At 72.3% G+C, this 18,573-nt stretch carries 14 protein-coding genes; 11 read left to right on the forward strand and 3 right to left on the reverse strand.

Annotated features, from left to right (window positions below; all coding sequences use genetic code 11):
- The first annotated feature begins 109 nt into the window (after nt 1-109).
- From ftsZ to ABJI51_RS18900, 7 genes are all read left to right on the forward strand, one after another.
- On the forward strand, nt 110-1,417 hold the full coding sequence (gene ftsZ / locus ABJI51_RS18870) for a cell division protein FtsZ (RefSeq protein WP_348952339.1): 1,308 nt from the start codon (nt 110-112) through the stop codon (nt 1,415-1,417).
- A gap of 73 nt (nt 1,418-1,490) precedes the next feature.
- A complete protein-coding gene (gene pgeF, locus ABJI51_RS18875) occupies nt 1,491-2,195 on the forward strand; it encodes a peptidoglycan editing factor PgeF (protein WP_348952340.1) in 705 nt (234 codons plus the stop codon).
- The gene (locus ABJI51_RS18880; RefSeq protein ID WP_348952341.1) at nt 2,192-2,902 is read left to right on the forward strand and encodes a YggS family pyridoxal phosphate-dependent enzyme; all 711 of its coding nucleotides are present in this window, start codon (nt 2,192-2,194) and stop codon (nt 2,900-2,902) included. Before pgeF ends, ABJI51_RS18880 begins: the two co-directional genes overlap by 4 nt.
- Nucleotides 2,903-2,999: 97 nt before the next feature.
- Nucleotides 3,000-3,596 carry a cell division protein SepF gene (locus ABJI51_RS18885; protein WP_348952342.1) on the forward strand — a complete coding sequence of 199 codons (597 nt, stop codon included), beginning with the start codon at nt 3,000-3,002 and terminating at the stop codon, nt 3,594-3,596.
- A 115-nt stretch (nt 3,597-3,711) separates the two neighbouring features.
- Nucleotides 3,712-3,987, forward strand: coding sequence for a YggT family protein (locus ABJI51_RS18890; protein WP_348952440.1), 276 nt, complete (start codon nt 3,712-3,714; stop codon nt 3,985-3,987).
- A 52-nt stretch (nt 3,988-4,039) separates the two neighbouring features.
- On the forward strand, nt 4,040-4,891 hold the full coding sequence (gene wag31 / locus ABJI51_RS18895; protein WP_348952343.1) for a DivIVA-like cell division protein Wag31: 852 nt from the start codon (nt 4,040-4,042) through the stop codon (nt 4,889-4,891).
- 112 nt (nt 4,892-5,003) lie between these two features.
- Entirely contained in the window at nt 5,004-5,540 is a 537-nt protein-coding gene (locus ABJI51_RS18900) for a hypothetical protein (RefSeq protein WP_348952344.1), read from the forward strand.
- A gap of 77 nt (nt 5,541-5,617) precedes the next feature.
- Here the strand turns inward: ABJI51_RS18900 and ABJI51_RS18905 are convergent, their stop codons facing one another.
- Nucleotides 5,618-6,364 (reverse strand): ArsR/SmtB family transcription factor, encoded by a 747-nt coding sequence (locus tag ABJI51_RS18905; protein ID WP_348952345.1) that lies wholly within the window; start codon nt 6,362-6,364, stop codon nt 5,618-5,620.
- Nucleotides 6,365-6,428: 64 nt separating this feature from the next.
- Here ABJI51_RS18905 and ABJI51_RS18910 point away from each other — a divergent pair, with 64 nt between their 5' ends.
- Nucleotides 6,429-7,739, forward strand: coding sequence for an MFS transporter (locus ABJI51_RS18910; protein WP_348952346.1), 1,311 nt, complete (start codon nt 6,429-6,431; stop codon nt 7,737-7,739).
- 144 nt (nt 7,740-7,883) lie between these two features.
- Here ABJI51_RS18910 and ABJI51_RS18915 read toward each other — a convergent pair whose 3' ends face one another.
- Both ABJI51_RS18915 and ABJI51_RS18920 read right to left on the reverse strand, forming a co-directional pair.
- Nucleotides 7,884-10,610 (reverse strand): hypothetical protein, encoded by a 2,727-nt coding sequence (locus ABJI51_RS18915; RefSeq protein ID WP_348952347.1) that lies wholly within the window; start codon nt 10,608-10,610, stop codon nt 7,884-7,886.
- Nucleotides 10,607-12,376 carry an HSP90 family protein gene (locus ABJI51_RS18920; protein ID WP_348952348.1) on the reverse strand — a complete coding sequence of 590 codons (1,770 nt, stop codon included), beginning with the start codon at nt 12,374-12,376 and terminating at the stop codon, nt 10,607-10,609. Before ABJI51_RS18920 ends, ABJI51_RS18915 begins: the two co-directional genes overlap by 4 nt.
- Before the next feature lie 377 nt (nt 12,377-12,753).
- Here ABJI51_RS18920 and ileS point away from each other — a divergent pair, with 377 nt between their 5' ends.
- From ileS to ABJI51_RS18935, 3 genes are all read left to right on the forward strand, one after another.
- Complete coding sequence (gene ileS / locus ABJI51_RS18925; protein ID WP_348952349.1) at nt 12,754-15,912, forward strand: isoleucine--tRNA ligase; 3,159 nt, start codon at nt 12,754-12,756, stop codon at nt 15,910-15,912.
- 147 nt (nt 15,913-16,059) lie between these two features.
- Nucleotides 16,060-17,682, forward strand: a complete 1,623-nt coding sequence (locus tag ABJI51_RS18930; RefSeq protein ID WP_348952350.1) for a penicillin-binding transpeptidase domain-containing protein — start codon at nt 16,060-16,062, stop codon at nt 17,680-17,682.
- A 151-nt stretch (nt 17,683-17,833) separates the two neighbouring features.
- A complete protein-coding gene (locus ABJI51_RS18935; protein ID WP_348952351.1) occupies nt 17,834-18,517 on the forward strand; it encodes an ArsR/SmtB family transcription factor in 684 nt (227 codons plus the stop codon).
- The last annotated feature ends 56 nt before the right edge of the window (nt 18,518-18,573 follow it).

The raw sequence follows: 18,573 nt of genomic DNA on the forward strand, positions 1-18,573 counted from the left end.
TCCTGCCTAACGTCGGCAGTTGACATAACTCTCAATCTGGGGTTGAGGTTGAGAGTCGATCACCGGCCGGCGGGCTGTACGGGCACAACGATCAGGAAGGCGGACTTCGATGACGCCCCCGCACAACTACCTTGCGGTGATCAAGGTGGTCGGCATCGGCGGTGGCGGCGTGAACGCCGTGAACCGCATGATCGAGGTCGGCCTCAAGGGCGTCGAGTTCATCGCGGTGAACACCGACGCGCAAGCACTGCTCATGTCCGACGCCGACGTCAAGCTGGACATCGGCCGCGAGCTGACCCGCGGCCTCGGCGCGGGCGCCGCCCCCGAGGTCGGCCAGAAGGCCGCCGAAGACCACCGCGAAGAGATCGAAGAGGTCATCAAGGGCGCCGACATGGTGTTCGTGACCGCCGGCGAGGGCGGCGGCACCGGCACCGGCGGCGCGCCGGTCGTCGCGCAGATCGCCCGCAAGCTGGGCGCGCTGACGATCGGCGTCGTGACGCGCCCGTTCACCTTCGAGGGCAAGCGGCGCGGCAAGCAGGCCGAAGAGGGCATCCAGGCCCTGCGCAACGAGTGCGACACGCTCATCGTGATCCCGAACGACCGGCTGCTGCAGCTCGGCGACATCGGGGTCTCGCTGATGGACGCGTTCCGCTCGGCGGACGAGGTGCTGCTGTCCGGTGTCCAGGGCATCACCGACCTGATCACCACGCCGGGCCTGATCAACCTCGACTTCGCCGACGTCAAGAGCGTCATGTCCGGCGCGGGCTCCGCGCTGATGGGCATCGGCTCCGCGCGCGGCGAGGGCCGGGCCATCCAGGCCGCGGAGAAGGCGATCAACTCGCCGCTGCTGGAGGCGTCGATGGACGGCGCCCACGGCGCGCTGCTGTCCATCGCGGGCGGCTCCGACCTGGGCCTGTTCGAGATCAACGAGGCCGCGTCGCTGGTGCAGGAGTCCGCGCACCCGGACGCCAACATCATCTTCGGCACGATCATCGACGACTCCCTCGGCGACGAGGTCCGCGTCACGGTGATCGCCGCCGGTTTCGACGCCGGCGCGCCGACGCACAAGAAGCTGGACCCGTCGACGTTCGGGTCGGGCTCGCGCTCGTCCTCGACCACCGCGTCGGCCTCGGCAGGCCAGGTCTCGAACCCGCCGACGCCGCCGTCGGGGGCCACCCCGGTGCCGTCGTCCGGCAGCTCCGGCTACCCGGTGGCGCCGCCGCGGTCGCACTCGCCGCTGCCCTCGGCCTCGGGCAACCAGCCGGCCGGCGGGCTCCCGCAGCCCGGCGGCGGCTCGCGCGGCTACTCGCCGCTGGGCTCCAACGCGACCCAGGGCAGCCTGCCCGGCCGCGCGATGCCGGTCCACGACGACCCGTCGGACGACGAGGTCGACGTCCCGCCGTTCATGCGGCGCTAGCCACACCCTCTGAAGGCCATCACCCGCGAACTAGAGTCGTGGGTGGTGGCCTTCATTGACGTCAGGAGGATTCGTGCGGGTTCGGCGAGTGGTCACGACCAGGGCGGGTGGCGCGTCACGGCCGCCCTACGACAGCTTCAACCTGGGCGACCACGTCGGCGACGACGAGGGGAACGTCTACGCCAACCGCAAGCGGCTGGCCGCCGAGCTGGGCCTGGCCGAGGACAAGCTGGCCTGGATGGAGCAGGTCCACGGCCGCACGGCGACCATCGTCGACGGCACCGAGACCTCCGCCGCCGAAGCGACCGACGCCCTGGTGACGGCGACACCCGGGGTCGCGCTCGTGGTGCTGGTCGCCGACTGCGTCCCGGTCCTGCTGGCCGACGCCGAGGCCGGGGTGGTCTCCGCGGTGCACGCGGGCCGGGTGGGCACGCGGGTCGGCGTCGTCCCGGCCGCGATCAAGGCCATGCAGGAAGTGGGTGCCGAACCGCACCGGATCGAAGCCCTCCTCGGGCCCGCCATCTGCGGCGACTGCTACGAGGTCCCCGCCGAAATGGCTGCCGACGTCGAGAAACACGTCCCCGGCACCGCGTGCAGGACGCGTAAGGGGACGCCCGGGCTCGACCTGCGGGCCGGGCTGTGGCGGCAGCTCGCCGACCTGGGTGTCGGCCGGATCGGCGTCGACCCGCGGTGCACGAACGAGGACAAGACACTGTTCAGCTACCGGCGTGACGGGACCACCGGGCGGATCGCCGGCATCACCTGGATCGAAGCATGACCGGTCGCAAGGCCGAGCTGGCCGAGAACCTGCGCGAGGTCGAGGAGCGGATCGCCGCCGCCTGCCGGGCCGCCGGGCGGGCCCGCGACGAGGTGAAGCTGGTCGCGGTCACCAAGACCTTTCCCGCGTCCGACGTCGCGCTGCTGGCCGAACTCGGCGTCACCGACGTCGGCGAGAACCGCGACCAGGAAGCCGGCCCGAAGGCCGCGGAAGTTCCGGGACTGCGCTGGCACATGGTCGGACGCCTGCAGCGGAACAAGGCACGCTCCGTGGTCGGGTGGGCACACCAGGTCCAGTCGGTCGATTCCGCGCGGCTCGCCGACGCGCTCGCCAAGGCGGTGCGTGCGGCTCGCGACGCCCAGATACGTGACGAACCCCTCGACGTGCTGATCCAGGCCAGCCTCGACGACGATCCCGGACGCGGCGGCTGCCCGCTCGGCGAGCTGCTGGCGCTGGCCGAGCGCATCGAGCGGACGGATGAGCTGCGGCTTCGCGGCCTGATGGCCGTCGCGCCGCTGGGTGCCGACCCGGCGGCGGCTTTCGAGCGGCTCGCCCGCGCGGGGGAGGACCTCCGCAAAGATCACCCGAATGCCGCAGACGTGTCCGCCGGAATGAGCCATGATCTCGAACAAGCGATCACGCACGGCTCGACCTGTGTGCGTGTCGGAACCGCGTTGCTCGGTGGACGCGGTTTAGCCTCGCCGTAGGGAGCTCGCGCGGTCGTCACGTTTCGTGGTCGCCCGCACGGGGCACTGACGGCGTGGACAACAGTCAGTGCGGGAGCGGCTAGGGCTAGGGAGAGGCATGAGCGCGCTGCAGAAGCTGAAGGCCTACTTCGGGATGGTGCCCGCAGACGACGACGGCTACGACGAAGACGGCTACCGGCGCGGTTACGACGACGACTACGACTCCTACGAGGAGCCGTCGCCACGCTCGTCCCGCTCACGGTACCGCGACGTCGACGACACCTACGACGAGCCCGTCAGCCGCAGCCGGTCACGCTCCGTGGTCAGCAGTGAGCCTGCCGTCCACGGCGCGCTCGCGGTCGACCGGCAGCCCGAGCCGGTGGCGCGCCTGCGCCCGGTCACCGAGCCCGTCGTGCGCCAGCCGGTGCGCGACCCGCTCAGCCGCATCACCACGCTGCATCCGACCAGTTACGCGGAGGCACGGGCGATCGGCGAGCACTACCGCGAGGGCATCCCGGTGATCATGAACCTCACCGAGATGGAGAACGCGGACGCGAAGCGGCTCGTCGACTTCGCGGCCGGGCTCGCCTTCGCGCTGAGAGGGTCGATGGACAAGGTCACCAACAAGGTGTTCCTTCTCTCACCGCCCGATGTGGACGTCACCGCCGAGGACCGCCGGCGGATTGCCGAGGGCGGATTGTTCCTGCGCGGCTGAAGTCGCCAGGACCGCTGAGCGCAAGCAGACGTGACTTTGCCGACCCGAGGCGGCCGGGAGGCCCTCAACTGCGTCTTCGGGCCGGCCGCCCGGTTAGAGTAGGTGCGTGGAAGCTGTGTGGCTGGTCGTCTTTTACGTGCTGTTCTTCTTCTGGCTGCTGCTGACGTTCCGGATTGTGGTCGAACTCGTCCGCACCTTCGCGCGTGAGTGGCATCCGGCCGGAGGGGTTGCGGTCGCGCTCGAGACCATCTACACAGTGACGGACCCGCCGGTCCGGTTGTTCAGACGGATCATTCCGATGGTCCGGATCGGCGGCGTCGGACTGGACTTGTCGATTATGGTGCTGCTGTTGGTTGTGTTCTTCGCGATGCAACTGGCAACTCCAAGTTGATCGGGGAGACTTGGGTGGACCCTGCAGGCCATGGAGTGCGTGAGGTGATCTGATGTCGTTGACCCCCGCTGACGTGCATAACGTCGCGTTCAGCAAGCCGCCCATCGGCAAGAGGGGCTACAACGAGGACGAGGTGGACGCGTTCCTCGACCTGGTGGAGACCGAGCTGGCCCGGTTGATCGAGGACAACAACGAGCTGCGCCAGCAGATGGAACAGCTCGACGCCGAGCTCGAGTCGACCCGCACCGAGCTGGAGAACGCCAAGGCGAACGTCGGCGCGCCCCCGATGCGCGAAGAGCCGTCGCGGCGCCTGGCGCCGGTGCCGCCGCAGTCGGCCATGGAGCAGACGCAGGCGCACTCGATGGTGCCCGACAGCACCGAGCCGAACGTGCAGGCCGCCAAGGTCCTGGGCCTGGCCCAGGAGATGGCCGACCGGCTGACCGCCGAGGCGAAGACCGAGTCGGACGGGATGCTGGCCGAGGCCCGCACGAAGTCCGAGCAGCTGCTCTCCGACGCGCGGGCGAAGTCGGACTCGATGGTCAACGAGGCCCGCACCCGCGTCGACACGATGCTGAACGACGCCCGGACCCGGGCGGAGACGCTGGAGCGCCAGGCGCGCGACAAGGCGACCACGCTGGAGCGCGAGTCGCAGCGGAAGTACACCGAGACGATGAACAGCCTCAACGCCGAGAAGAGCGGGCTGGGCAAGAAGATCGAAGAGCTGCGCACGATCGAGCGGGAGTACCGCACGCGGCTGCGCGGGTTCCTCGAGTCCCAGCTGCGCGAGCTCGACGACCGCGGCTCGGCCGCACCCGCGTCGGCCTCGTCCGGCTCGGGTTCGTCCTCCGGCTCCTCGAGCGGCGGCCAGGGCTACTCCTTCGGCCCGCGGGCCGAAGCAGGCTGATTCCGGCCGTGGCGCACCCCGCGTCCGGGGTGTGCCACGGTTCGGAGTCGATCCGGTACCGCACGTGGGCGGGTCGGCGGCCGATCATGCCCGGTTCGTGTTGTAATTCAGCGTGCTTTACATCGTGCTGGTGCTCGTACTGGCGGCTCTGGGGTTGCTCGTCACCGCGCTGATCACGGCTTCTTCGCTGTGGGCGTGGGTTTCCATCGGGCTGTCGGTGCTGGCGGGCCTGATCCTGGTCGCCGACTGGCTGCGGCGCCGCCGCCGGGCCGCCGAACCGGCTGCGGAACCCGCGGAATCTGCGGAATCCGCGGAGACCCCGGCTGACGTGGAACAGACGACGCTGATGCCGTCGTCCGGCGACCTGGGCGACCCGGCCGAAGTCCCCGAGCCGGTCACGGAAGAACCGGCCGACGAGGAAACCGAGCCGGGCGAGGAAGCGACCCCGGCCGACGACATCGCGGTCCTGGCCGACCTCGAGGACGAGGTCGTGGTGGTCGACGAGCACCCGCGCTACCACCTGACGACGTGTCCCTGGCTCGGCAGCCGCAACCGCATCCCGATCGGCGTCGGCGAGGCCCGTCAGCTCGGCTTCACCCCGTGCGCCCGCTGCACCCCGGACGCGACCCTGGTGGCCGCGCACCGCTGAGCCCGCCGTCCGGCGGTCACGTCGGCTCGGCCCTGTGCGCCCGCACGCGATCTTGCCGCGCACCGCTGAGCCCGCCGTCAGGCAGCCAAACCAGTCACACCCAGGTGGGTTTCCAGCGCCTGCGTGCCTTCCTCGGTCAGCCGGAGTGCCCGATGTCCCTCGGTCCGCGGCCGGACCCAGCCCGCGTCGAGGAACCGCGTCGCGACGGCCGCGCCCAGCGCGCCCGCCAGGTGGTGACGCTGCTCACTCCAGTCCAGGCAGAACTTCAGCAGCGGACGGCGACCGGCGGCAACCGCGTCCAGGTCGACCCCCAGCTCGCCGAACACCGGCGCCGCCGCCGGGCCCAGCGTGTACGGGTGTTCGCGCAGCGGAGCCGAAATCCGGTCGCCCGGCCGCCGTCGCGTGTCGGCCGGGCCGGCCAGCGCGCCACGGGTCAGCAGCGCCGCCGTCACCGCCACGCCGAGGCGTCCGGCCAGGTGGTCGTAGCACGTCCGCGCCGTGCGCAGCGCCTGCGCGCGCGTCCCTTCGCGCAGCGAGGTCACCGGCCGGGGCGGGGAGAACCGGGCCAGCGTCTCCAGCAGCTCGGCGGTGTCCGGGCCGGCCAGCCGGTAGAACCGGTGCCGCCCCGACTTCTCCGCGACGACCAAGCCCGCCTCCCTCAGCTTCGCCAGGTGCGCGCTGACGCCCTGCGCGGACAGCCCGGCTTCGGCGGCCAGCACGGACGCCGCCAGCGCCCGGCCGTCACCCAGCGCGCACAGCACGCGGACCCGCGCCGGATCGGCGAACAGCGCGGCCGTGCGGGCGATGTCGGCATCCCCGTCCATGCCTCCAGGATGCCCCCGGAACGCTTCCACCCAAACGGAAGTGTCCCTGCGGTCCACTGAGGACATGCTGTTGTTCACGATGTGCGCCGGGATGTTCCTGGTGCAGCTGGACGTCACGGTCGTCAACGTCGCGCTGCCCGCCCTCGGCGCGGACCTGCACGCGGGCCTGGCGGCGCAGCAGTGGGTCGTCGACGGCTACGCGATCGTCCTGGCCGCGTTCCTGCTCACCGGCGGCGCCCTCGGCGACGTCTTCGGGCACCGCCGGGTGGTCCTGGCCGGCTTCGGGCTGTTCGGGGTGGCGTCGGCCGGGTGCGGGCTCGCCGGGTCGGCGTCCCTGCTGGTCGCCGCCCGCGCCGGGCAAGGCCTGGGTGCCGCGCTGCTGCTGCCGGGCACGCTGGCGGTGATCACCAGCGCGTACCCGCGGCACGCCGAGCGCGCGCGGGCACTGGGCATCTGGGCCGGGGTGTCGGCGCTGGCGCTGGCGGCGGGTCCGGTGCTCGGCGGCGCGGTCGTGACGGCGGTGGGCTGGCGGCCGGTGTTCTGGCTCAACGTCCCGGTCGTGCTGGCCGCCGCCGTCGCCACCCGCAGGCTGGTCCCGCGCGGCGAGCGCGTACCCGGGCGGCGCGCCGACGTCGCCGGTGTCGCCACCGCGGTGCCCGCCCTCGGAGCCGCGGTCTACGCGATCATCGACAGGAACGCGGTGGCCGGAATCGTGGCGCTCGCTGCGCTGGCGGCGTTCGTGGCCGTGGAACGCCGGGCGCAGGACCCGATGCTGCCCGCGGACGTCGTCCGGCAGGCACTTGGGCCCACTTTCGTAGCCGCGGCGATGAACTTCGTCGGCATCGGCACGATCCTCGTGCTGACGCTGTACCTCCAGGGCGTGCGGCACGCGTCGCCGCTGACCGCGGGACTCGAAGTGCTGCCGTTGTTCGGGCCGCTGTCGCTGCTCGCGCCCGTCGCGGGCCGGCTGACCGGCCGGTTCGGCCCCCGGCCGTGGATGATCGCCGGGCTGGCGCTGGGGGCGCTCGGGATGCTGAACCTGCTGCTGCTCGACGGAAACAGCGGATACGCGGCCCTGCTGCCGACGCTGCTCGGCCTCGGGACGGGCATGGGCCTGCTGACGACGGCGGTGGTGACGGCCGCGGTCGGCGGCATCCCACCCGGGCGAGCGGGCGTGGCGAGCGGCATCAACAACACGGCCCGCCAGGCGGGCGGCGCACTCGGGGTGGCGGTGCTCGGCGCGGTGGCCGGTGAGCCGGGCGCGGGGTTCGTCGCCGGTCTGCATGCGGTGGGCGTGATTGCCGCGGTGGTGTGGCTGATCGCTTTGGGGGTGACCTTGGGTGGGGTGCGGCCTCGGGTCGCTGCCGGAGTTTGAGGGCGGGCCTCCGCCCCCCGGTTTCCAGCTTACCGGGAGGCACCGACAGTTCCGGCCGACTTCCGGTTCGCGCCGGGGTCGTGAGTGAAAAATAGGGTTCTAACCCTAATTACCACTCACGACCGCGGCGGGCGACAGTTCCGGTCAGCCGTCCAGCTCGGCGAGGACGGCCTCGATGTCCTGGCGCTGGCCCGACGCCTCCTCGGGCAGCCGGGACAACGCCGTCGTCAGGACCTCCCGGGCCTCCGCGTCCTTCCCGAGGTCGCGCAGAAGGCGTCCACAAAGGACGTCCGCCGCGACTGCCGGGCCCTCGGCTTCCATGGCCCGCAACGCTTCCGCCGCCGCCGTTGCTCGGGGGAGGGCCTCGGCCGGGCGGTCCAGGTTGGTCAGCAGGCGTGCGCCGTCGTACTGTGTCAGGGCCTGCTGCCAGGCGAACTCCGGGCCCTCGCCGGTGACCGCGTCCGCCTCGGCCAGTGCCTGCTCGGCCCTTGCCGGCTCGTTTGCGTACAGCCACGACAACGTGGCGCGGCGGCGGCCGCGCAGCTCGTCGGCGGGGAGGCCCGCCGTGTGGAAACACTGTGCCGCCTGGGTGAATGCCTCTGCCGCTTCGTCGTCGCGGTCGAGTTCGTCGAGGACCTCCGCGCGGGACTCCGTTGCCTGGCCCGCCGCTGCCGCGTTGCCCGCCTCCGTGAACTGACCGGCCACCACGGCGTACAGCTCCGCCGCCTGTTCCGGGCGGTCCAGCTCCTGGCACGCCTTTGCCAGCAGGTACCGGCCGCGGGCCAGCTCGTGCCCGGCGCCGGCGCGCTCCAGCACCGGCTCCGCGTCCTCGGCCGCTTCGGCCGCCTCTTCCGGACGGCCGAGATCGAGATACGTCGCCGCGAGGTCGACCCGGGTCGCCGCCGCGTCGAGCGGCAGCCCGGTCGCCGTGAAGTCGGCGACCGCGGCCCGGAACGCCGGGGCGGCGTCCTCCATCCGGCCCAGCTGCGCGGCCAGGTGCCCGCGCAGCTGGTGCAGCCGCGCGCGGGCGGGCACGTCGGTGCCCGTGTCGATAGCCGCCGCCTCGGCCAACGCCGTCTCGCGGTCGCCGAGACCGGCGCGGAACCGGACGCCCAGCACGCGGGCCTTCGCGGCACGCTCGGGCGACCCGGCTTCGGTGTACCGGGCCGCCGCCTCGGCCGTCAGCTCTATCGCGCCCGCCAGGTCGTCCTGGTTTGCCAGCACCAGCGCCCGGCGGTCCAGCCACGCGCCGGTCAGCTCGGGCGTGGCCCGCGCCGGGCCCTCGGCGCGGTCGAGGACCGCCGCGGTCGCGTCGAGGTCGTGGTGGGCGAAGTGGAGGACCGCCAGCCGCAGCAGGGCGCGGGCGTGGTCGGCGGGCTCGCCGATCTCCGCCAGGCGCGCCGCCGACGCTTCGAGCTCCGCGACCGCGTCCGGGCGGTCCCCGGCCAGCGCCGCGAACAGGATTTCCTTGCCACGTTCGGCTTCCGCCGAAACGGCTTCGCCTGCTTCCTCGAACACCCCGGCCGCCTCCGCGAAACCGCGGCTCGCGGCGGCAAAGTCGTCCTGCACGTGGGTGTCCGCCGCCGCGGACAGCCGACGGGCCCGCAGCGCGCCCGACGGTTCCGGGCACACCTCGTCGAAGCGCGCCCAGACGCGCTCGGGCGAACGGCCCAGCCGCGCCTCGCGGTCGGCGAGGTCGGCCAGCTCCGCCGGCGAGTCCGGCAGGACGGGCTGGGCGGCGGGCGTCTCGGCGGGAGGTGCGGGTGCCGTGGTGCCCGACAGCGGCAGCCGGCCGGTCAGCGGCGTGGCGGCGAGCACCGCGCGGATCCGGTCGCCCTGCTCGGACGTGCCGTTGCGGGCGTCGAACCGCGCGGCCACGGCCAGCGCCCGCCCGGCCAGCTCCTCCCGCAGCGCGGCCACCGTGGTCGTGCCGCCGGGACGGCGCACCGGAGCGTCGCCGTGCCCCTCCTCGGCCACCAGCCGCAGGGTCAGCGCCGCCGCGGCGGCGAACTCCTGCTCCGCGTACGGCGTCGGCGGCGCGTCGAGCCAGCCGAGGTGCCGCTCGACCAGGTCCAGCCCGCGGGCGTGGTTGCCGGTCAGCGCGCAGAACGCGATGTGCGTCGCGACCTCCTGCAGCTGCGCCGGGTCGTGCCGGATCGCCCGGTACGCCTGGCGGTGCGCGGCGGCGGCCTCGGCGAACCGTCCGGTGTGGACATACGGCAGCAGCAGCTCGGTCAGGATCAGGTGCGGCTGCTCGATGCAGGTGAACGTCCCGCCCAGCACCGGCTCGGCCACCTCGATCGCCTCGGCGTACCTGCCGAGCCAGTTCAGGTGCGCGACCTTGTCGCTCGGTTCGCAGCCGATGCAGTCGGACATCTCCCCGCGCGGCGCGGCCGACCACAGCCGGTACTGCTCGGCGGCGGTCTCGCGGTCGCCGACGTGCCGGGCGAGCACGGCGCGGTACTGGTGCACCGGGTTCATCGAGTACCCGGCCGCGCGGTACCGGCGTTCCATGTCGTCGAGCACGCCGCGGGCCTGCTCCAGCGGCACCTCCGGGAACGAGGCCATCGACCCGGCCATGAACTTGAAGTACCAGTGCAGGTCGTGGTTCCAGCGCGGGTCGGCTTCCCCGCGGTCGTGCACCGCCAGGCACCAGGCGAACGGCACGAACGCCTTCGCGGGCTCACCACCCTGCTGGTAGGCGCTGGTGATCAGGATCCGGACGCCGTAACGCAGTTCCGCGGAGCCGAGCGCGTCGGCGTCCCGGAGCACGGCTTCCAGCGCAGCTGTCTGGGCGCGGCCGTACGGCAGCCGCTTGGCCGCCCACATCCGCTCCCACAGCTGCTGTTCCTCGGCGACGGGCGCGGTCATCGGCTTTCCTCCCCGGGGACGGCCTGCTCCAGCAGGCCGAGGAACGAACGGTTGAGCAGCGCGGCTTCCGCCGGCCGGATCGGGTGCCTGCCGAACAGCAGGGCCTGGCCGTAGAGCGACTCGACGGCCAGCCCGCGCAGGGTGTCGTCGTCGAGCAGGCAGATCCGCCGCACCAGCGGGTTGCGGTGGTTGAGCACCAGCTGCGGGCGGTCGTCGGCGGGCTTCTCGAACGCCGAGAGCACGCCCGCCCACAGCTCGTCGACCTGGTTCCTGGTGGCACGCAGCTCGCCGGCGAACGCGGCGGCGCGGTCCAGCAGGTACAGCACCGGCAGGCTCGCCGGCTCGAACTCGCGCAGCACGACCTCGCAGCCGAGCCGGTCGAGGTGCCGCTGCGCGGCGACGACGAACGGGCGGGTGGCCAGTGCCGTGGCGCTGTCGAGCTCGGCGAACGCGGTGGTGAGGTCGCTCGGGTCGAGCCGGGTCACCGCCAGGTCCGGCTCCAGCGCCCGCATCCGCTCGGCCAGCTCGCTGTCGTAGGTGTAGCCGCCGTTGATCACGGCGATGTCCTGCGCGGCGGCCACCCCGGCCAGCTGCTGGAACTCGTCGGTGGTGGCGCAGTAGCGCAGCAGCCCGTAGCGGCCGCGGAACTCGGCCATGGTCATCCGGCCGACGTTGGTCTCCACCGGCCACCACTGGTCGACCAGCCGCAGCATCTCGTCGTCGTGCAGGGCCAGCGCCTTGACGCCGAGGTGGTGGATGCCGAGGAAGCGGTTCAGCCGGTCGGGCGCGGTGCGGGCCAGCCCGACGAGCCAGCCGCGCAGCCGGTCGCCGAGTGCCTCGCGCGTCGACTCCAGCTGGCCGTCGTCGTAGAGCGCCTCCCGGCTCGCGGTCGGCCGCAGCTCGCCCGCGTCGACGACGCAGCGGGCGAAGAACGCCCAGTCCGGCAGCAGCCCCGGCGCGTTCTCGGCCAGCAGCATCCGCTTGAGGTAGACGCGGTGGCCGCCGTGCTCGGCCGGGCTGGCCGGGAACGGCAGCACGTAGGCCACCCCGGTCAGCCCCACCTCGGGCACGTCCAGCTCGACGACGTCGAACGGCGTGAAGCCCAGGGTGTCCTGCGCGTAGCCGACGAGGTCGGCCTGGCGCTGCCCCGGCGTGCGGTCGTCGCGGGCCCACGGCACCCGGCCGGTGACCGCGCGGCCGTCGACGGTGATGTCGAACGGCAGCAGCGAGCCGTAGAGGGTGGCCAGGTCGGTGACCGTCGCGGGCACGAACCACTGCTCGGCGCCGGGCCGCGCGCGGAGGGTGACCGTGGTGCCCGGCGTGTCGCGCTCGCCGGGGCCGATGGCGTAGGTGCCGTCGGACCGGCCCGTCCAGCCGACGGCCGGGCCGCCGTCCGCCGAGCGCGTCACGACGTGCACCTCGTCGGCGACCAGGAACGCCGACAGCAGCCCGATGCCGAACTGGCCGAGGAACTCGTGGCGCTGGAAGCCCAGTTCGTCCCGTTTGGAGCTGCGGCCGATCGTCGCCAGCAGCTCGTGCACCTGGGCTTCGGTGAGCCCGATCCCGGTGTCGGTCACGTGCAGGACGCCGTCGCCGACCTCCAGCGCGATGGTGGCGGGCGCGCCGGGCTCCCGAGCGCGGCGCGCGGTCACCGCGTCGACGGCGTTCTGCAGCAGTTCCCGCACGTACACGCGCGGGCTGGCGTAGAGGTGCCTGCTGAGCAGGTCGACGACCCCGCGAAGATCCACCTGAAAAGTGCGGCTCACCGTGAAAGTTCCCCCGTGGTTTCCGGCCGCGGACTCACTCGGCGGCGCGCGGTCATGCTAACGGGGGATCGCCGCGGCGGTCGCCTTCGTTTCGGCGTGCCCTGTGACAACCCGGTTGCGGCGGCCGGTTAACCTGGAAGGCAGCACGGCGTCGATCCGGCCATCACCGGGGAGCCTCCGGAAGAACCGAGCGCACGCTCTCAGTAGAACCGGACGGGTGCGGCCCGTGACAGCCGCCGAACGAGAGGTCCGTGGCGTCGACGCTGCGGGCAAGCGGGGTGGTACCGCGGTACGCCGGAAGGCGTCTCGTCCCCGTGTGGGTGATCGGCGTGGGAGCCGGTCGCCCGTACGCGAGCGACGAACCGAGGAGCACCCGGATGTACCCCCAGGCCTCACTGGACGACGGCGCAGGAGTCCCGTCGCAGCCGTCCTTCCCCGCGCTGGAGAAGCAGGTCCTCGCCTACTGGGAGACGGACCGGACGTTCCAGGCGACGATCGACGCGCGCCCGGCGGGCGAAAAGGGCGAGAACGAGTACGTCTTCTACGACGGCCCGCCGTTCGCCAACGGCCTGCCGCACTACGGCCACCTGCTCACCGGGTACGTCAAGGACCTGGTGCCGCGCTACCAGACGATGAAGGGCCGCAAGGTCGAGCGCCGCTTCGGCTGGGACACCCACGGCCTGCCCGCCGAGCTGGAGGCGATGCGCCAGCTCGGCATCACCGAGACGTCTGAGATCGAAGAGATGGGCATCGCGAAGTTCAACGAGGCTTCGCGCGAGTCCGTCCTGCGCTACACGAACGAGTGGCGCGAGTACGTCACCCGCCAGGCGCGCTGGGTCGACTTCGACAACGACTACAAGACCCTCGACGTCACCTACATGGAGTCGGTGCTCTGGGCGTTCAAACGCCTGTGGGACAAGGGACTCGTGTACGAGGGCTACCGCGTCCTGCCGTACTGCTGGCGCGACGCGACGCCGCTGTCCAACCACGAGCTGAGCATGGACTCCGACGTCTACCGCAACCGCCAGGACCCGGCCGTCACCGTCGGGTTCCGCCTGGAGGGCAACGGCAACGACCTCGACGGCGCCTACCTGCTGATCTGGACGACGACGCCGTGGACGCTGCCGTCCAACCTCGCCGCGGCGGTGCATCCGGACGTGCAGTACGTCGTCGTGGAGCACGACGGCAAGCGGTTCCTGCTCGCCGAAGCGCGGGTGGCCGCGTACGCGCGGGAACTCGGCGAAGAGCCGGCGGTCGTCGCGCACTACACCGGCGCGCAGCTGCTCGGAACCCGTTACGCGCCACCGTTCCCGTACTTCGTCGGCACCGAGAACGCCCACCAGGTGCTCGCCGCCGACTACGTCACCACCGACGACGGCACCGGAATCGTCCACATCGCGCCCGCCTACGGCGCCGACGACAAGCTCGTCACCGACGCCGCCGGCATCACGCCGGTCACGCCGGTGGACGCGAACGGCAGGTTCGACGCGACCGTGCCCGACTACGAGGGCCAGCAGGTCTTCGACGCCAACCCGAACATCGTCCGCGACCTCAAGAACGGCACGGGCGGCGCGGCGCAGCAGGGTGCGGTCCTGCTGCGGCACGAGACCTACGACCACTCCTACCCGCACTGCTGGCGCTGCCGGAACCCGCTGATCTACCGCGCGGTGTCGTCGTGGTTCGTCGCGGTGACGCAGTTCAAGGACCGGATGGTCGAGCTGAACCAGCAGATCACCTGGTACCCGGAGAACGTCAAGGACGGCCAGTTCGGCAAGTGGCTGGAGAACGCCATCGACTGGTCGATCTCCCGCAACCGGTACTTCGGTACGCCGATCCCGGTGTGGCAGTCCGACAACCCCGAGTACCCGCGCACCGATGTCTACGGCTCGCTCGACGAGCTGGAGCGCGACTTCGGCGTGCGGCTGGACAACCTGCACCGGCCCTACATCGACGAGCTGACCCGGCCGAACCCGGACGACCCGACCGGCAAGTCCACCATGCGCCGCGTCCCGGACGTCCTCGACGTCTGGTTCGACTCCGGCTCGATGCCGTACGCCCAGGTGCACTACCCGTTCGAGAACGCCGAGTGGTTCGAGCACCACTACCCGAGCGACTTCATCGTCGAGTACATCGGGCAGACCCGCGGCTGGTTCTACGTGCTGCACGTGCTGGCGACGGCGTTGTTCGACCGGCCGGCGTTCCGCACCTGCGTCTCGCATGGCATCGTGCTCGGCTCGGACGGGCAGAAGATGTCCAAGTCCCTGCGCAACTACCCGGACGTCAACGAGGTCTTCGAGCGCGACGGCTCCGACGCCATGCGCTGGTACCTGATGGCGAGCCCGATCCTGCGCGGCGGCAACCTGGTCGTCACCGACAAGGGCATCCGCGACGCCGTCCGCCAGGCCGTGCTGCCGCTGTGGAACTCGTACTACTTCCTCGCGCTGTACGCCAACGCCGAAGGCGTGGACGGCACGTGGCGCACGGACTCGGCGAACGTGCTCGACCGCTACATCCTGGCCAAGACGCACGAGCTGGTCACCGACGTCGAGTACGCGATGGACAGCTACGACGTCGCGGGCGCGTGCCAGACCGTCCGTGACTTCCTCGAGGTCCTGACGAACTGGTACGTGCGCCGCTCGCGCGACCGCTTCTGGGCGGGCGAGAAGGACGCGATCGACACGCTGCACACCGTGCTGGAGGTGACGTCGCGGGTCGCGGCGCCGCTGCTGCCGCTGACCACCGAGGTGGTCTGGCGCGGCCTCACCGGCGGCCGCTCGGTGCACCTGACCGACTGGCCGAACGCCAACGACCTGCCCGCGGACGCGGCGCTGGTGACGGCGATGGACCGGGTGCGGCAGGTGGCGTCGTCGGCGCTGTCGCTGCGGAAGGCGAACAAGCTGCGCGTGCGGCTGCCGCTGTCGTCGCTGGTCGTCGCGGCTTCGGACGCCGAGACGATGGGCGCCTTCGCCGACATCCTCCGGGACGAGGTGAACGTCAAGGCGGTCGAGCTGACCACCGACGTCGCCGCGCACGGCGGGTTCGAGGTCGCGGTGAACGCCCGCGCCGCAGGCCCGCGGCTGGGCAAGGACGTCCAGACGGTGATCAAGGCGGTCAAGGCGGGCGACTGGTCCTTCCAGGGCGGCGCCGTGGTCGCGGCCGGGATCACCCTGCAGGAGGGCGAGTTCGAGCGGCGGCTGGTCGCCAAGGGCGGCGGCGCGGCGGCGGAGCTGCCCGGCGGGTCCGGCCTGGTCCTGATCGACACCGAGGTCACGCCGGAGCTGGCGGCCGAGGGCGTGGTCCGTGACCTGGTGCGCGTGGTGCAGCAGGCCCGCCGCGAGGCCGGGCTCGACGTCGCCGACCGGATCGCGCTGACCGTCGACGCTCCCGCGGACGTCGTCGAGGCGGCGCGGGCGCACGAGCAGTTCCTGGCCTCGGAGACCCTGGCGACGTCGGTGACCTATGGCCCGGCGCCCGAGGGCTTCGCCGGCACGGTCGGCGACGGTACGAAGGTGACCGCAGCGGTCGCCAAGGCGTGACGTCCGGCCTCCTTCCCGGCTTGGGCGGCCGGGGAGGAGGCCTGCCCGGTGATCACGAATCGGTTGCTTTCTTGCCTGCCCGGCCGGGAATCGGCAAGCTGGGCCCTTGTGCGCGCGGGAGGCGCGCGTGGGGGAGGGGCACGCGAGATGAGTCCTGGCAAGAGACGCGGCATCCTGATCGGCGGCGCGCTGCTGGTCGTGGTGGCCGTGGTGGCGGCGTTCTTCCTGCTCAAAGGCAGTGGAACGGCGTCGGAGGCGGACACCGGGGCCACCGCCGTCGAAAAGCCCGGTGCGGTGGACCCGCATTCGGCGATCACCGAATACCTGCAGGATCTCTCCGAGAACAACACCGACGCCGCGGCCCGGCTGACCGACGACTCCGCGACGGCCGCGGTGGCCCTGCGGGACGCGCGGAACACGCTGAACCCGTCGTCGGTCGCCGCCAAGCTGACCGTCCTGCAGCCGACCCCGGCCGGGGCGAAGCAGACGGGCGGGACGTTCAGCCTGTCGTGGGCGCTGAAACCGGGCAAATGGGCCTACGACGTGCCGTTCCAGCTCGTCCTCGGCGACGGCAAGTGGCTGGTCCACTGGGCACCGTCGCTGCTGCACCCGAAGCTGGAGGCCGGGCAGCGGCTGGTGGTCAGCACCGCGGTGCAGGACACCACCGCCGTCGCCGACCGCGACGGCAAGCCCCTGGTCGTCAGCGGGCCCGCCGGGGTCAAGCCGGTGGACGCCAACTTCGCGCCGCTGCTGCGTTCGGCACTGACCGGGCAGGTCACGGCCGCGAAGGGCGGCGGCTACGCCGTCCAGCGCACCGACACCTCGGGAAAGAGCCTCGAAACGCTGTTCGGGAAGACCTCCGGCGACGACGCCAAGGCGCTGACGTCGAGCCTGAGCCTGGCCGCGCAGAACGCCGCGCAGTCCGCGGTCAACGGCTACAGCGGGTCGGCGATGCTGGTCGCCCTCGACACCGGCTCGGGGGACATCCTCGCCGTCGCGCAGAACTCCGGTGCCGGAGAGTCGCCGAAGGCCCTCAACGGCCTGTACGAACCGGGTTCGTCGTTCAAGATCGCGACGTCGGTCGCGGCGATCCAGCAGAGCGGGCTCACCGCGAACTCGCCGGTCGACTGCCCCGGCGTCGCGACGATCGGCACGCGCACGGTCAAGAACGAGGGCTTCGAGCTGGGCGCGACGAACCTGCAGACGGCCTTCGCGCGGTCCTGCAACACGACGTTCGGGCAGCTCGCGCTCGCCCTGCCTGCCGACGGGCTCGCGAAGGCCGCCGACGAGCTGGGCCTCAACGCCGACTACGAGATCCCCGGGATCAACACCGAACTCGGCAAGGTCGAGCCCGCGGGGAGCAAGGACGAGCAGGTCGAAGACGGGTTCGGCCAGGGGAAGATCCAGGTCAGCGCCCTCGGCGGCGCGCTGATGGCCGCCACGGTCGCCTCCGGCAAGGCGATCACGCCCCGCCTCTGGCACGACCTCGACACGACGGTCGTCGAGGGCTACTCGCCGCCACCGGCGTCGGTGCTCGCCCAGGTGCGGCCGATGATGCGCGCGGTGGTGACGAGCGGCACCGGCCGGGCCGCGGCGGGCGCGGGCAAGGTGTTCGGCAAGACGGGCACCGCCCAGTTCGGCGACGGTTCCCAGGCCGCGGGCTGGTTCGTCGGCTACCGCGGCAACGTGGCGTTCGCGGTGGTCCTGGAGAACTCCAACGACTCGGGCCCGGCGGTCCAGGTGGCCGCGAAGTTCCTCAACGCCCTCTGATCCGTACCCCGGGCGTCGGCCCGCGTACTCGGAGGGTCGGTTCGTCATCCGACCCTCCAGGTACGCAGGCCGACTGTCCAGGTACGCGGGCCGACCCCTCAGGTACGTCCCTTCGGTCCCGGCCGAAGGGACCGGGCCTTACCGTGGTCGGGTGGAGACGATTGCGCTGGCCGAAGTGGCCGCCGTGCTGGCCGACCCGAGCCGGGCCACCATGTGCCTCGCCCTGCTGGACGGGCGGGCCTGGACCGTCGGTGAGCTGGCGAAGGCAGCCGGGATAGCGCTTTCGACGGCCAGCGAGCACGTCACGCGGCTGGCCGACGCCGGCTTCGTCGCCCGGGTCAAGCAGGGCCGGGCCAGCTACGTCCGGATCGCCGACCCGCGCGTGGCCGAGCTGATCGAGCACCTGGCCCAGCACGCCGAGCACCGGCCGGTGACCGGGCTGCGCTCGTCGGTGCGGGTGCGGCGGCTCGGGTTCGCGCGGACCTGCTACGACCACCTCGCCGGGGTGCTCGGCGTCGCGATCCGGGACGGCATGCTGGCCACCGGCCTGCTCGACACCGACGGCGGGCTGACGCTCACCGCGCGCGGCCGCGAGGTGCTGGCGGACCTCGGCGTCCCGGTCGCGGCCGGGCGGCGGCCGCTGCTGCGCGAGTGTCTGGATTGGACGGAGCGGCGGGACCACCTCGCCGGCGCCGTGCCCGCGGCGCTGCTCGACCGGGCCGTCGACGCCGGCTGGGTCGCCCGCGACGGGCATCGCGCGGTCAAGGTGCTGCCACCCGCGGCGGAGCCGTTCGCCGCGCTCGGTGTCGATCTCGGTGCGCTCACCCGGCCTTAACACACCCGTGGTCGCGCGCCGGGCAGCGGTACACGAACGAGTTAATCCGGCCGCCT

It is taken from the genome of Amycolatopsis melonis, assembly GCF_040064235.1.
In the GTDB taxonomy this organism is placed as follows: Bacteria; Actinomycetota; Actinomycetes; order Mycobacteriales; family Pseudonocardiaceae; genus Amycolatopsis; species Amycolatopsis melonis.